The organism is Rubrivirga sp. S365 (assembly GCF_032248475.1).
In the GTDB taxonomy this organism is placed as follows: domain Bacteria; phylum Bacteroidota; class Rhodothermia; order Rhodothermales; family Rubricoccaceae; genus Rubrivirga; species Rubrivirga litoralis.
Genome location: NZ_JAVTTN010000001.1, coordinates 1 through 13,225 on the forward strand (window position 1 = coordinate 1; position 13,225 = coordinate 13,225).

Below are 13,225 nucleotides of genomic sequence, written 5' to 3' on the forward strand. Positions count from 1 at the left end.
CAGTAGCCGTCCGACTCGTCGACGGCCCAGCCGCGCTGGCGGAGCCCGACGACCACGTCGGCGGCCAGCGCCGCGCGCTCGGCCGAGAGCACGTCCGGGAGCCACTGGTGGTGGACGCGCGGGGCGGCGACGGCCTCCTGCACGTCCATCCCGTGGTCGACCACGTTGAGGACCGTCTCGAAGACGGCCGTGATGATGCGCGGCCCGCCCGGGCTCCCGACGACGAGCATCAGCCGGCCTTCGGGGTCCTCGACGATCGTCGGCGTCATGGACGAGAGCATCCGCTTGCCCGGCCCGACCGCGTTGGCCTCGCCCTGCACGAGCCCGAACATGTTGGGCACGCCCGGCGCCGACGTAAAGTCGTCCATCTCGTTGTTGAGGAAGAACCCCGCCCCGCCCACGACCTCGCGCGAGCCGTAGGCCCCGTTGAGCGTGGTCGTGGTCGAGACCGCGAGGCCGTCGTCGTCGACGACCGAGTAGTGCGTGGTCTCGGCGCTCTCGTAGGCCCGCGGGTCGCCGGCGCCGAGCGCGCGGCTCGTGTCGGCCCGGTGCGGGTTGAAGCTGGCCATCCGCCGCCGCGTGTACGCCGGGTCGATAAGGGCGCCGGTCGGGACCGCCGAAAAGTCGGGGTCGCCGAGGTGCTCGGCGCGGTCAGCGAACGCCCGCCGCATGGCCTCGCCCAGCAGGTGGACGTACGCCGACGAGTTGAACCCCATGCCAGCGAGGTCGAACGGCTCGACGGCGTCGAGCATCTGGATCAGCGCCACCCCGCCCGACGACGGCGGCGGCATGGAGAGCACGCGGTGGCCGCGGTAGTGGCCCACGAGCGGGGCGCGCTCGACGGGCCGGTACGCCTCCAGGTCAGCGTGCGTGATGAGCCCACCGCCCCGCTCCTGCTCGGCCACGAGGAGGTCGGCCGTGCGGCCGCGGTAGAACCCGTCGCGCCCCCCGTCGCGGACGCGTTCCAAGACGGCCGCGAGGTCGGGCTGGCGGAACGTGTCGCCCTCGGCGAAGCCGCCCTCGCGCACGAAGTAGCGGGCGGCGCCGGTCGACGAGAACGACCGCGCGTAGCTGTCGAACCGCTCGGCCTGCGCCCGCGAGAGCGCGTACCCGTCGCGGGCGAGGCCGATGGCCGGGGCGAGGACGTCGGCGAGCGGCAGCCGCCCGTAGCGCTCGTGCGCGTAGAGGAGCCCGGCGACGGCGCCCGGCACGCCCGACGCGAGCGCCCCGCGCCGGCTGAGGTCGGGCCGGATGGCCCCGGTCGAGTCGTCGATGAACAGGTCGCGCGTGGCGGCGGCCGGCGCCGTCTCGCGGTAGTCGACCGCCGTGGCGGTCCCGTCGGGGAACCGGACCACCATGAACCCGCCGCCGCCGACGTTTCCGGCGATGGGGAACGTGACGGCGAGCGCGAAACCCGTCGCCACGGCCGCGTCGACGGCGTTCCCGCCGGCCTGCATCACGTCGACGCCGGCCTGCGAGGCGTGGGCCTCGGCCGAGACGACCATCCCCCGCTCGGCCCGCACGGGCGCGGGCGCCGGCGACCGCTGCGCGCGGCACGACGTCCCCCAGACGAGGGCGAGGACCAACAGGGCGAGGGCGGGGCGGTGCATGGCGGACCTGAAGGGCGGACCCAAAGGGCAGGGTGGCGGCCGACGAACCTACGCCCGCCCCGCCCCCAGCCGGCGTCCGCCCCGCCCCCGTCTTCTTCCCACCCCGCCCGCACACTTCGGGCGGGGCGGGCGCGAGGGCGGGGTGGATGCAGAGGCGAGGGCGGGGCGCGTGCCAAGGCGAGGGCGGGGCGGTGTGGGCGGGGCGGCCTACCCCTCGGACCCGTCGGCGCGCTCCGGGCCGGCCGTGTGCTCGACGAGGTCGAGGACGCGCGCCAGCTTGTCGGCCCACGACGTCGGCTCGGCGTAGGCGTGGGGCTCGACGGGCGCGACCGCGAGCTCCCAGTCGCGCTTGCCCAGCTCGATGAGCCGCTGGCTCAGGCGGAAGATGTCCTGCGGCTGCACGTTGTCGTCGACCAGCCCGTGCGTCATCAGGAGCGGGTCGTCGAGCCCGTCCGCGAACTCGATGGGCGACGACCGGCGGTAGGCGTCGGGGTCCTGAAGCGGCGTGTTGAGGATGTTCCGCGTGTACGTGTCGTTGTAGTGCGCCCAGTCGGTCACGCTGCGGAGCGCCGCCCCGCCCGCGAAGTGGTCGGGCTCGGTGAAGAGCGCCATGAGCGTGAGGAAGCCGCCGTACGAGCCGCCGTAGATCGTCACGCGCTCCGGGTCGATGCCGAACTCGCGGCCCAGGTAGTCGCTCGCGTCGACGTAGTCCTGGAGGTCGCGGCCGCCCATGTGGCGGTAGACGGCCGTCCGCCAGTCGCGGCCGTAGCCAGCCGAGGCGCGGTAGTCCAGGTCGAGGACGACGTAGCCCAGGTCCGCGAGCAGGTTGTGGAACTGGTACTCGCGGGCGTAGCTGCTCCACCAGCGGTGGGCGTTCTGGAGGTAGCCCGCACCGTGGACGAAGAGGACGGCCCCGCCGTTGGGCGTCACGCCCTCGCGCGGACGGTAGATCCGGGCCGGGACGAGCGCGCCGTCCGACGCCGGGACCTCGACGATCTCGGCGTCGCGCCACGGGTAGGCCCGCCACGCGGCCGTTGTGCTCTCGGTCACGCGCTCGGGCTCAGCGCCCGGCGCCGCGTCTTGCAGGTAGACCTCGGGCGGGGCGGCGGCCTGCGAGTAGAGGAGCGCCAGGCGGTTGCCAGACGGCGCGAGCGCGAAGTCCCACCGGCCCACGCCGTCCGTCAGCCGCTCGCGCTGGGCGAAGCCGTCGCGGCCCGCCGGCATCCGGTAGACGTGGCGCTGGCCGAGGTCGCCCTCGGACGACTGGAAAAACCACGTCTGCCCGTCGCGCGAGAGCGTCGGGCTCTCGACCTCGAACGCGCCCTCGGTGAGCGCGTCGACGGCGCCCGTCACCGGGTCGACGGCGTAGAGGTGGCTCCACCCGGTCCGCTCGCTCTGGAACCAGAACCGGCGGCCGTCGGCCGTCCAGCCGACCGCGCTCGGGCCGCCGCCCCAGTTGATGCCCGGGCCGGCGATCCATGCCTCGTCGCGCTGGCGGTCGAGGCTCGTCAGCGCGCCCGTCTCGGCGTCGAGCCGGGCGATCCAACGGTCCTTGTTGTCGACCGTCCGCACGTCGAGGACGGCGAACCGGCCGTCGGGGCTCCAGTACGGCCCCCAGGGGACGAGCCCGCGCGACGAGTCGGCCGTCTCGCCGCGCTCGCGGGCGTAGTCGGCCGCGTCGTAGGCTCCCGGCAGCGTGGTGAGGTCGATCTGGTAGGTCGTGTCGCGGTCCGTGTCCTGGACGAAGAGCGCCACCCCGCCCCGCACCGCGCCGACCTTGGGCCGCGCCTTGATCTCGGCGGCCACGCCCGTCTCGGTCACGTAGTCGACCATGAGCGTGGGGTCGGGCCGGTCCTTCGACGCGAGCGTGTAAGTCACGAACCGGCCGGTCGGGTCGAGGGCGAGGTTCCAGAGCGCCCGGTCGCCGGTGTAGATCGGCGTCGGGAGCCCGAGCGCCTCCCGGTCGCGCTCGCCCTCGGCCTCGCCGAGCGAGTCGAGCCGGACGCGCTCGCGGATCACGTCGAACAGCCGCCGCTGCTGGTCGCGGAGGTACGCCGCCTGCTCCGACGGCTCCGGCTCCGGCGTCTCCCGGCCTTCCCGGACGTCCGCCACCTGGCGGACCGCCCCGCCCTCGGCGATCCGGTACAGGTCGTCGCCCTGGCGGTAAACGACGCTGCCGTCGGCGAGGAAGGCGGGGCTCGACTCGCGGGCCGTCGTCTGCGTGAGGCGTTCGAGGCGGTCGTCGTCGAGGTGGTAGACGAACAGGTCGCCGCCCCGCTCGAACACGTGCCGGCGGCGGTCGGCGGAGTAGGCGCCGGCCTCGGCGTGCCACCCCTCGAAGCGGGGCGGGAGCGCTCGCCGCTCGGCGGCCGGGACGCGCTCGGGCACACCGCCGGCGGCCGGGACGCGGAAGAGCGAGTCGGCGGGCATCTCGCCGCGCGGGTTCCACTCGAAGTAGGCGGAGTCGCCGGCGTCGGTCCAGAACGGGGCGTTGGGCCACGCGCCGATCCACGTCTCGGGCCGCTGCGTGATCTGCTCGACGGTCAGCGTCGGCACCTGGGCCGACGCGGCCGGCGCCAGCCAGAGCGCCACGAGCCCGATGACCGTCAGCAGAGCGAGGGCGGGGCGGAGCCGGGGGGGCGGCGCGGTGAGCAATCGGGGCATGAGCACGGGGCGCGAGGGCGGGGTGGCGCCGAAGATACCGGGCAGCGGGCAGCGGGCAGCGGGCAGCGGGCAGCGGGCAGCGGGCAGCGGGCAGCGGGCAGCGGGCAGCGGGCAGCGGAGGTGCTCCACCCCGCCCGCGATGCACGAGGGCGGGGCGGCGCGTTCAGGGCCACCCCGCCCTTGGGGTCCGCCCGCGTCGGACACGACGCACCGCCCCGCCCAGGCAGTCTTCGCCGGGCGGGACGGCATCGGGCCGAACCGCCCCGCCCGCCCGACAACCACCCCTAGCCCCTCTTGGCTGCGCCGACGCTGCGCGGTGGCCAGGAGGGGAACTGCCGCCGCCTCCAATTAACGGCGGTCTCGCCTCCGACCGCCCCGCCCTCGCCGACCGCCCGAGCGGGGCGGGGCGGAACAAACCTGGCACGGCGGACCGGCGCGCGCTCCCCATCCCCCATCCCCCATCCCCCATCCCCCATCCCCCATCCCCCATCCCCGCGAGCGCAGCGAGCCTACAGCCCCACCGTCACGCTCGCGCTGAGGTGGTCGAACCGGAAGGAGCCGTCGAGCTCGACCGCCCCGCCCAGCGCCGTGATCGTGCCGTCCGAGAACGGGGTGAGCGCGAGGCCCGCCCGGACCTCCGGCCCCACGACCACCCCGCCCACGGCGAACCGCGCGCCGACCGAGGCGCCCAGCGCGAGGTGGCCGTCGCGGACGTCGCCGAGGTAGCGCGTGAGGCCGCCGCCGCCGCCGACGAGCGCGCGGGCCTCCGGCCCGACGCCGACGAGGAGCGTCCCGCCCTGGAACGGCTGGCGGAGCGTGAGCTCGGCGCTGGCGAGGAGGAACTGGAGGTCGAGCCCGCGCTGGTTGAGGAGCGAGGCGCCGTCGAACACGTCGCTCGCCGAGAGGTAGCCGACGCCGAACCGCCCGCCCAGCGAGGGGCCGCGCACCTCGACGCGCACGCGGGCGTCGACGCCGACCGAGGTCGGGAACGAGACCTCGCCCAGCGGGAGCGCCACCCCGCCCGCCCGGACGACGCCGCGCGTGCCCAGCGCCGTCACGCTCGGGCCGACCGAGACGTCGGCGCCAACGGCAATCTGCGCCCGGGGCGGGGCGGCCAGCGCGAGGGCAAGGAGCGCCGCCCCGCCCCACGCGGCGCGGCGGGCGGGGCGGCGGCTCACGCGGCGCCCGGCCCGTGGTCCGGGAGCACGCGGCCCGCGTGCGGGCGCACGTCGGGGCCGATGTTCAGGCGGTCGGGGACGTCGTCCCGCTGGGGGTTCGGGTTCAGGAGAGGCCCGGTGATCGGCGTCTCCAGCGCGGTCACGAACGGGGCGATCGTCGAGAACAGGAAGTCCTGCTGGAACTCGTAGAAGTCGGCGTCGAACCCGGCCGCCTCGCCCTCGTGGCCCTGGACGTCGAGGTAGAACGACCGCGGCCAGCCGGGGAACCGGGCCTGCGCGTCGCGAACGAGGTCGAACACGCCGACGGCCGCCTCCTCGAACGTCTCGGCGGCGCCGACCACGTAGTACACGGCGACCGTGTTGTCGAACCCCATGTGGACGCCGGGGTCGTCGGGCTTGGCGTAGGGCGGGACAAACGGATCGGCCATGACTCTCGGGGGCGGGCGGGGCGGAAAACCTACCCCCGCCCCGCCCCGCCGACCATCCCGCGCGGTTCACGCTCCGGGGCCGGAGCGGGCCGACCGCCCCGCCGCGCGTGGCACTCCGGGCGGGGCGGGGCGTACAGGCTCTCGCTCCCAGACCGTACCGCCCGTGCCCACTCCGCCGTCCCCCCGCCCCGCCCTGGCTCCGCCGGCCCGGACCGGGCTCGCAGCGCTCCTGCTGGCGTGCGCCGCCCTCGCCGGGTGCGGGACGGACACCGCCGAGCCGCTCGACCAGACCGCGCTGCGGGCCGAGTGGGGGCAGTGGGTGGCCTCGCGCGATTCCCTGTTCCGCTCGGCCAGCTCGCCGCTGCTGCCGGCCGACCGGCCCTCGTTCGACGGGCTCCCCTACTTCGCCTACGACTCGACGCTCGCCGTCCCGGCCGCGCTCGTGCCTACGCTGTCCCAGGACACGGTCCGCTTCCCCACGACGTCGGGCGAGCTCCGCCCGATGATCACGGCCGGCCACCTCGTGTTCACGGCCGGCGGCGTGCAGCGGCGGCTGGAGGCGTTCCAGACGCTCGACGACGGGCCGCTCCGCCTGTTCGTCCCCTTCCGCGACGCGACGAGCGGGCGCGACACGTACGGCGGCGGCCGGTACCTCGACGTCGACCTGGAGCCCTCGGGCCGCTACGCGCTCGACCTCAACCGGGCGTACCACCCGTACTGCGTGTACGACGTGTCGTTCTCGTGCCCGCTCCCGCCGGCCGAGAACCGGCTCGAACTCCCGGTCACGGCCGGCGAGCGCCTGCCGACCGCGCCCTAGCCCCGCCTCCGCGCGGCCGCCGCCGCCCCGCCCAGACACGCGGCCGCCCCGCCCAATCTGTCGGGCGGGGCGGCCGTCGAGCACCTGCCCGGGGGGACGAAGGCGGCGCTCGGTGCGCGGGCGGGGTGGCTAGTCGCTGCCGCCGCGCCGGCTCCGGCGGCGGTCGGACGACTCGTCCTTTTTCGAGTCCTTGTCGTCGTCGGCGCGGCGGTCGCGGTCGGCGCGGCGTGGGACCGAGCGGCGGTCGCCACGGCGGGCGCGGTCGGTGCGGTCTCGGTCCGCGCGCTCGCGGTCGGTCCGCTCACGGCTGGAGCGGTCGCGGTCGGCCTGTTCGCGGCGGCGCTCGCGCTCCTGCTCGGCCCGGCGCTCCTGGACGCGGCGGCGCTCCTGCTCGGCGCGCTCGCGGCGGTCGTTGCGGCGGGCCTCCTCGCGCTGCGCCTCGCGGCGGCGCGTCTCGCGGGCGTCCTCGCGCCGGTCGCGGCGGTCCTCGGCGGCGCGGCGGGGCGCCCGCCGGGTGCCGTCGCGGCGCGTGTCGACCCAGCCACGGCGCTCGTCATAGCGGCGGTAGCGGTAATACTCGCGGTAGCGCTCGGCGCCGTAGCGGTTGTAGTAAGCGTAGGGCTCGCGGTAGCGGCGGTCGAGGACGCGCTCGATGTCGCGGTCCGCGTAGGCCCAGAACCGCTCGGCCCGGCCCGGCCGGCGCGGGAACGGGTAGACGCGGGCGTGGTCGCGCGCCCGCGTCTGGTCGAGGAGTTGGTACGTCCGGTACTCGAGAATCTCGCGGACCGCCCGCTCCTCGCGGTTCGAGATCCGGAGGTAGCGGTCGAGGGCGTCGGCGTAGTCGCGGACGTCGCGCTGGACGGCGCGGTAGTAGCCCGAGTCGTGGTCGTAGCGGTCGCTGTAGCGGTCGGTCTCGTAGTAGCCGCCGTCGTGCCGGTCGCCGTAGGGGATGCCAAAGGCGCCGAGCCCGGCGCACCCGCTGAGGGCGAAGAGTCCGGCGAGGGCGAGCAGGAAGGTCGTGCGGGTCATGGCTGGTGGGGGGCAAGGGGACGAGGCGCCGCCGAGGGCCGCGCCGGACCTTGAGCCGCGCCGCCAGCGCCCAGGGTCACACCCGAGCGTGCAAGGCCCATTCCACCCCGCCCCGCCCGTAGCAGACGCGCCCAGCGGGCGGGGCGGCCCTTCAATCCGTCTACTTCGGTGGACACCGCCCCGCCCCGCGGGCCGTCGCGGGCGGGCCGTCGCGGGCGGGGCGGCCGAGCGGGGCGGGGCGTTACCGGCTTGGGAGCGTGGTCTCGGCCACGATCGCGCGGACCCACGTGGCGAGCCGGTCGCGGACCTGCCGCCCCACCTCCAGCACCTCCTCGTGGTTGAGCGGGGCGTCCTGGAGACCGGCCGCGGGGTTCGTGATCGTCGAGATGCCGAGCACCGGGAGCCCGAGGGCCGCCGCCTGGACCGCCTCCGGCACCGTGCTCATGCCGACGGCGTCGGCGCCGGCGCCGGCGTAGAAGCGGATCTCGGCGGGCGTCTCGTACGATGGGCCGGAGACCCACACGTAGACGCCCTCCCGGAATGCGACCCGCTCGCGGAGCGCCAGCGCGCGCGCCTGCTCGCGCCACGCCTCGCTGTACGGGTCCGACAGGTCCGGGAACCGCGTCTCGCCGCGCGCCACGGCCCCGCCGAGCGGGCTGGCAAAGGCCAGGTTGAGGTGGTCCGAGATGAGCATGAGCGTGCCCGGCCCGAACGCCGGGTTGATCCCGCCGGCCGCGTTCGTGAGCAGCAGGCCGCCCGCGCCGAGCGCGTGCGCCAGGCGGACCGGGAAGCCCAGGTCGCGCGGGGCGTGCCCCTCGTACAGGTGCACGCGGCCCTGCACCACGAGAACGGGCCGCCCCGCCAGGTGCCCCAGCACGAGTTGCCCAGCGTGGCCCTCGACCGTCGACTGCGGGTAGTGCGGGACGTCGGCCGTCGAGATCACGACGGCGTCCTCGACCTCGTCGGCGAGCGCGCCCAGGCCGGAGCCGAGGACGAGCACGATGTCGGGCCGGAGGTCCGTGCGGGCGCGGATGGCGGCGACGGCCTCGTCGACCTGCTGGGCGTCGAGGTCGGGGTCGAAGGGCGGGGCGGCGGTCGGGGCGATCATGGGCGGGGAGTCGGGGAGTCGGGGAGTCGGGGAGTCGGGGAGTCGGGGAGTTGTCCACAGCGCCGCACCCGGCATGAACCGCCCCGCTCCCCCCTGACCCACTGATCGTACGGCCCCACTGACTCACCGATTCTACCGGACGCGGCGGGCGATCCAAACAGCCCACACGACGAACGCGGCGGCGGCGAGCTGGCGGAGGGGGACGAAGCGGAGGGCGACGGCCGGCGCGAACGCGCGAGGAGATTGGAGGGCGGAGGCGTAGAGGGCGAAACCGAGGGCGAGCACGAGGAGCCCGCCCACGAGCGCCGCCCACGCGGCGAGCGGCCGCCGCCCCGCCCACCGGGCGGCCAGGAGGAGCGCGGCGGCGGGACCCGCGGCCCACCCCGCGCTGCGGAGCACGGTCGGGAGCGTCGCGGCGACGGGGCCGGGGCGGAGCGCCTCGGCGGCGAAAGGGTACGCCACGCCGCACGCGAGGACGGCCGCCGCGACGGCGTACGCGGCCGCGACGAGCGGGGCGGTCCGGCCGGTCACGCCCCGCCCTCGGAGTCCGCCCCGGCCGAGCAGGCCTGGGGGGCGGGGCGGGGCGCTACTCCTCCCACGGCTCGTCGTCCTCGGCCTCGGCCACGCGGTCGACGGCCTCGCGGGCGGTGTCGAACCCGAACCCGCGGCGGACCAGGAAGTCCATCGTCTTCTTTTTCCGCTTGCGGAGGTCGTCCTCGGAGCGGAGGGCGCGCCACTTTTTCTCGGCCTGCCCGCAGGCCTCGGCGCCCAGGTCCTCGGCCTCGGTCAGCTCCTCCAGAGCCTCGTCGATCGTGCGGCGGTCGACGCCCTTTTTCTGGAGGTCCTGGCGGAGCCGGGCCGGGCCGTAGCCGCGGCCCTCGAACCGGCCGCGCACGAACGCCCGCGCGTAGGCCGCGTCATCGACTAAGCCGAGCCCTTCGAGGTGGGCGACCGTGTCCTCGACGGTCGTCTCGGCGAACCCCTTTTTGAGGAGCGACCGGCGGACCTCCTCGGATGTCCGCGCCCGGTTCGCCACACCGGCCAGCGCCGACGCCTTGGCCGCGAACGCCTCCTGGCGAACGAGGAGCGCCCGCTGCTCGTCGGCCGTGAGCCGGACGCCCTTGCGGAGCCCGGCCTCGATCACGAGGTCGACGGCGAGCCCGAACGCGAAGGCGTCGTCGATGAAGACGCTGGCCCGGTCGAGGTCCTTTTTCTGCTGGGCCACGCGCGTGACGGTCCCGTCCTTCAGGTCGAGGTCGGCGGGGTCAGGGCGCTCTTTCTGCTGGGTCGAGAAGGCCATGCCGAGGGTACCCGGGTCCACGCGTCCGGGTTCGGGCAGCGACGATGCGCCACCCCGCCCGCAACGCGCGCGGGCGGGGCGGGGCGGCATCGGGCGGCGTCGTCCAGAACCACCCCGCCCTCGTCGGACACGACGCGTCGTGTCCCTACGGGTGCCCGTCGTTGGGCGGGGTGACAAGGGGCGGGGCGGCGCCTTCTCCGACCGCCCCGCCCGCATCGTCCACCACCCCTATCCCCTCTTGGCTGCGCCGACGCTGCGCGGTGGCCAGGAGGGGGACTGCCGCCGCCTCCAGTTGACGGCGACCTCGCCCGTCACCGCCCCGCCCAGGTATAAACGGGCGGGGCGGAACAAATCCAGCGCCACCCCGCCCACTTTCCACTTTCCACTTTCCACTTTCCACTTTCCACTTTCCACTTTCCACTTTCCACTTTCCACTTTCCACTTTCCACTTTCCACTTTCCACTTTCCACTTTCCACTCACCACCTCGCCGTCAGGGTCACGAGCGGGAGGGCGGGGAGGCCGCGGGCGTCGGTCGCGAGCGGGAGCCCATCGGCCGCGACGGCGGGCGGGGCGGGGTCGGCGCCGACGGGGCGGGCCGTGACCTGGGCCAGCGCCGTCCACCGGAGGCCGAGGAGCGTGAGGCCGGCGCCCACCGCCGCGCTCGCGCGCACCTCGGCGCCCTCGCGCGTCCCGTCCGGCCGCACCAGGCCCGACTCCAGGTCGAGGCGGACGGCCGTCGTGAACGGGCCGGCGCGGCGCTCGGCGAGGAGGCCCAGCGTGAGCGGGCGCCCGTAGCGCGACGGCCGCCACGCCCCGCCCGTGGGCTCGCCGACCTCCGGCCGGACGTCGGCGCGGGCGAGCGCCCCGCTCAGGCCGAGCGTCCACGGGCCGCGGAGGTAGCGGGCGGCCAGCTCGACGCCCGCCGCGCGGCCGGCGTGCGGGGCGTACTGGCGGAGGAGCCCGTCGAGGTCCACGCCCGGGTCGGCGGCGGCCGGGGCCGTCGGCTCCAGGAGGCCCGACGAGCGCCGCGCGTAGAGGTCGGCGCTGAAGGCGAGGGCCGCCGACGGCGCCCACTCGGCCCCCACCCCGCCCTGCCACGCGACGGCGACCGGGGCGCGGGCGCCGGCCAGCACCCACCGCGAGGCGGCCAGGTCGTAGCGCCCGGCGCTGCCGCGGAGGCGGTGGACCGCCTGCGTCTGGCGGCTCACCCCGCCCCGCACCACGAGCCGGGCGTCCGGCGACCACCGCGCGAACAGGCGCGGGCTGAGCGACGCCCGGACGTCGGCGCCGTCGGCGCCGTCGGCGACGAGCTCGGCGCGGAGGCCCGGCTGGAGCTGCCACGACGGCCACGGCCGCCACGTGTCGACGGCGTAGACGGCCACCTCGGTCGCCCGCTGCGCCGCCACGCCGCCGGCGTCGGCCCCGTCGACGCGCCGCGCGGCGACCTGGACGCCACCCTCGACCTCGTGGCGGAGCGACCGGACGTGCTCGACGCCGACGGACACGCCGACGTCGACGAGCGTCTGCTCCACGTCCTCCGCCCCGCCCACCAGGTCCCGCTCTTCGCGGGCGCCGTGGCCCGAGCGGTAGGCCGTCGCCGTGAGGTACGTCCGCGAGCCGTAGAGCGCGCGGACCCGCGCCGAGAGCGTCGACGTGCGCCACCCGTAGGCCATCCGCCCGAGGGCGGGGCGGTCGGGGCCGGGACGAACGGGGGCAGGGCCATCCAGGTCGACGGCCACGTCGTCGCGGCCGAGCGTGCCGGCGACGTCGAGCCGCGCCTGCGCACCCAGCCGCGCGCTCACCTTGACGGCCGCGTCGTCGAACGAGACGGTCGGCTCGGGGCCGTCCGGGGCGCGCCCGCCGGTCGGGTCGAGCACGAGGGCGCCGCCGTCCAGGCGCAGCCCGGGCTCCAGGAGCGCCCCCAGCGTCGAGCGCCGGAGCGCGACGTGGACGCCCACCGCCCCGCCCAGCGGCACGTCGGCGACGGCCCGCGCTGCGACGGCGCCCACCTCGACCACGCGGGCCGTGTCGCCGTCCAGCGCGTCCGTCGTCTCGACGTCGAGGACGCCCGCGAGGCCGCCGCCGAGCGGGGCGGGCAGCGAGCCGCGGTGGAACCGGACGCGCGCGAGGGCCTCGGGCTGGAACGCCGAGAACAGCCCGAAGGCGTGCCACGGCTCGTAGAGCGGGACGCCGTCGCGGACGTACCGCGTCCGCGACGGGTCCGCCCCGCGGACGACGACGGCGCCCGACGCCCCGCCCGTGCGGCTCAGCCCGGGGAGCCACGAGAGCGTGGCCGAGAGGTCGCCCTCGCCGAGCGCGTAGGGGACGGCCGCCGCCTGGCGTGCGCCCAGGTCGGTCACGCCGGGCGCCGACCCGGGCGCCTCCGGCCCGGCCACGACCGCCGCGTCCGGCGTCTCGACCGTCTCGGCCTGGAGCCGGAGCGTCGGCGGGAGGCGCGGGGAGGCGGGGAATACGTCGAGCTCGAGGCGGACAGCCTGGTACCCCACGTGCGACACGCGGACGGCGTAGGTCCCGGTCGGCAGGTCGGGCACGGCGAAGGCGCCGGTCTCGCCGGCCACGCTGCCCAGGCCGAGGTCGACCAGCCACACGTGGGCGCCCCACAGCGGCGCGCCCGTCTCGGCGTCGACCACGCGGCCGTCGAGCGTGCCCGTGTACGCCTCACGGCCGTCGCCCTCGCGCACGCCCAGCGGCTCGCGGATCAGGACGTACTGGCGGTGCCGGACCCGCTCGGCGCGGACGCCCGTGTCGCGGAGCAGGAGCCGGAGCGCGCGGTCGGGGTCGTCCGTCACGCGGTAGCGCCCGCTCACGCGGGCCTCGCGGACGAGCCGGAGGGCGAACACGAGTTCGAGCCCCGTCGCCTCGGCCAGCTCGTAGAGCGCGTCCGCGAGCGGGGCGTCGGTCCAGACCAGCTCCGCCCCGCCCGGCTCGGGCCACGCGGTGGGCGGGGCGGTCTGCGCTGCGCACACCCCGCCCCCGACCGCGAGCGCGGCCACGAGCGCGAGCACGCGGGCGGGGTGGTGCATGGGGGCGGCGGAGCCAGGCCAACGGCCGAGCCCCGCCCGTCCGCGC

At 76.4% G+C, this 13,225-nt stretch carries 10 protein-coding genes; 1 reads left to right on the plus strand and 9 read right to left on the minus strand.

From position 1 onward, the window contains the following. The 4 genes from ggt to RQM47_RS00020 all read right to left on the minus strand — a co-directional run. Nucleotides 1-1,610, minus strand: a 1,610-nt coding sequence (ggt, locus tag RQM47_RS00005; protein WP_314006868.1) for a gamma-glutamyltransferase, incomplete at its 3' end; no start/stop codon positions are given. Nucleotides 1,611-1,817: 207 nt separating this feature from the next. Continuing rightward, complete coding sequence (locus RQM47_RS00010; protein ID WP_314006871.1) at nucleotides 1,818-4,274, minus strand: prolyl oligopeptidase family serine peptidase; 2,457 nt, start codon at nucleotides 4,272-4,274, stop codon at nucleotides 1,818-1,820. A 509-nt stretch (nucleotides 4,275-4,783) separates the two neighbouring features. After that, the gene (locus RQM47_RS00015; RefSeq protein WP_314006873.1) at nucleotides 4,784-5,452 is read right to left on the minus strand and encodes a hypothetical protein; all 669 of its coding nucleotides are present in this window, start codon (nucleotides 5,450-5,452) and stop codon (nucleotides 4,784-4,786) included. Beyond that, nucleotides 5,449-5,880 (minus strand): hypothetical protein, encoded by a 432-nt coding sequence (locus RQM47_RS00020; protein WP_314006876.1) that lies wholly within the window; start codon nucleotides 5,878-5,880, stop codon nucleotides 5,449-5,451. The genes RQM47_RS00015 and RQM47_RS00020 overlap by 4 nt, the downstream gene beginning before the upstream one ends. Nucleotides 5,881-6,043: 163 nt before the next feature. On the opposite strand from RQM47_RS00020, the gene RQM47_RS00025 reads away from it, so the two are divergent. Further along, on the plus strand, nucleotides 6,044-6,697 hold the full coding sequence (locus tag RQM47_RS00025; protein ID WP_314006879.1) for a DUF1684 domain-containing protein: 654 nt from the start codon (nucleotides 6,044-6,046) through the stop codon (nucleotides 6,695-6,697). A 129-nt stretch (nucleotides 6,698-6,826) separates the two neighbouring features. On the opposite strand, the gene RQM47_RS00030 is transcribed toward RQM47_RS00025, so the two are convergent. From RQM47_RS00030 to RQM47_RS00050, 5 genes are all read right to left on the minus strand, one after another. Then, nucleotides 6,827-7,726, minus strand: a complete 900-nt coding sequence (locus RQM47_RS00030; protein WP_311662334.1) for a hypothetical protein — start codon at nucleotides 7,724-7,726, stop codon at nucleotides 6,827-6,829. 241 nt (nucleotides 7,727-7,967) lie between these two features. After that, nucleotides 7,968-8,834, minus strand: a complete 867-nt coding sequence (locus RQM47_RS00035) for a purine-nucleoside phosphorylase (RefSeq protein WP_311662335.1) — start codon at nucleotides 8,832-8,834, stop codon at nucleotides 7,968-7,970. 132 nt (nucleotides 8,835-8,966) lie between these two features. Further along, nucleotides 8,967-9,365, minus strand: a complete 399-nt coding sequence (locus tag RQM47_RS00040; protein WP_311662336.1) for a hypothetical protein — start codon at nucleotides 9,363-9,365, stop codon at nucleotides 8,967-8,969. Between the two features lie 55 nt (nucleotides 9,366-9,420). Next, the gene (locus RQM47_RS00045) at nucleotides 9,421-10,134 is read right to left on the minus strand and encodes a regulatory protein RecX (protein WP_311662337.1); all 714 of its coding nucleotides are present in this window, start codon (nucleotides 10,132-10,134) and stop codon (nucleotides 9,421-9,423) included. Nucleotides 10,135-10,611: 477 nt separating this feature from the next. Then, nucleotides 10,612-13,179 carry a TonB-dependent receptor gene (locus tag RQM47_RS00050; protein WP_314006883.1) on the minus strand — a complete coding sequence of 856 codons (2,568 nt, stop codon included), beginning with the start codon at nucleotides 13,177-13,179 and terminating at the stop codon, nucleotides 10,612-10,614. Nucleotides 13,180-13,225 lie beyond the last annotated feature (46 nt).

Excerpts from the sequence above, each read along its gene's own strand:
- RQM47_RS00045 (WP_311662337.1), bottom strand. The coding sequence starts at position 10,134 with ATGGCCTTCTCGACCCAGCAGAAAGAGCGCCCTGACCCCGCCGACCTC.
- RQM47_RS00030 (WP_311662334.1), bottom strand. The coding sequence starts at position 7,726 with ATGACCCGCACGACCTTCCTGCTCGCCCTCGCCGGACTCTTCGCCCTC.
- RQM47_RS00020 (WP_314006876.1), bottom strand. The coding sequence starts at position 5,880 with ATGGCCGATCCGTTTGTCCCGCCCTACGCCAAGCCCGACGACCCCGGC.
- RQM47_RS00035 (WP_311662335.1), bottom strand. The coding sequence starts at position 8,834 with ATGATCGCCCCGACCGCCGCCCCGCCCTTCGACCCCGACCTCGACGCC.
- RQM47_RS00010 (WP_314006871.1), bottom strand. The coding sequence starts at position 4,274 with ATGCCCCGATTGCTCACCGCGCCGCCCCCCCGGCTCCGCCCCGCCCTC.
- RQM47_RS00050 (WP_314006883.1), bottom strand. The coding sequence starts at position 13,179 with ATGCACCACCCCGCCCGCGTGCTCGCGCTCGTGGCCGCGCTCGCGGTC.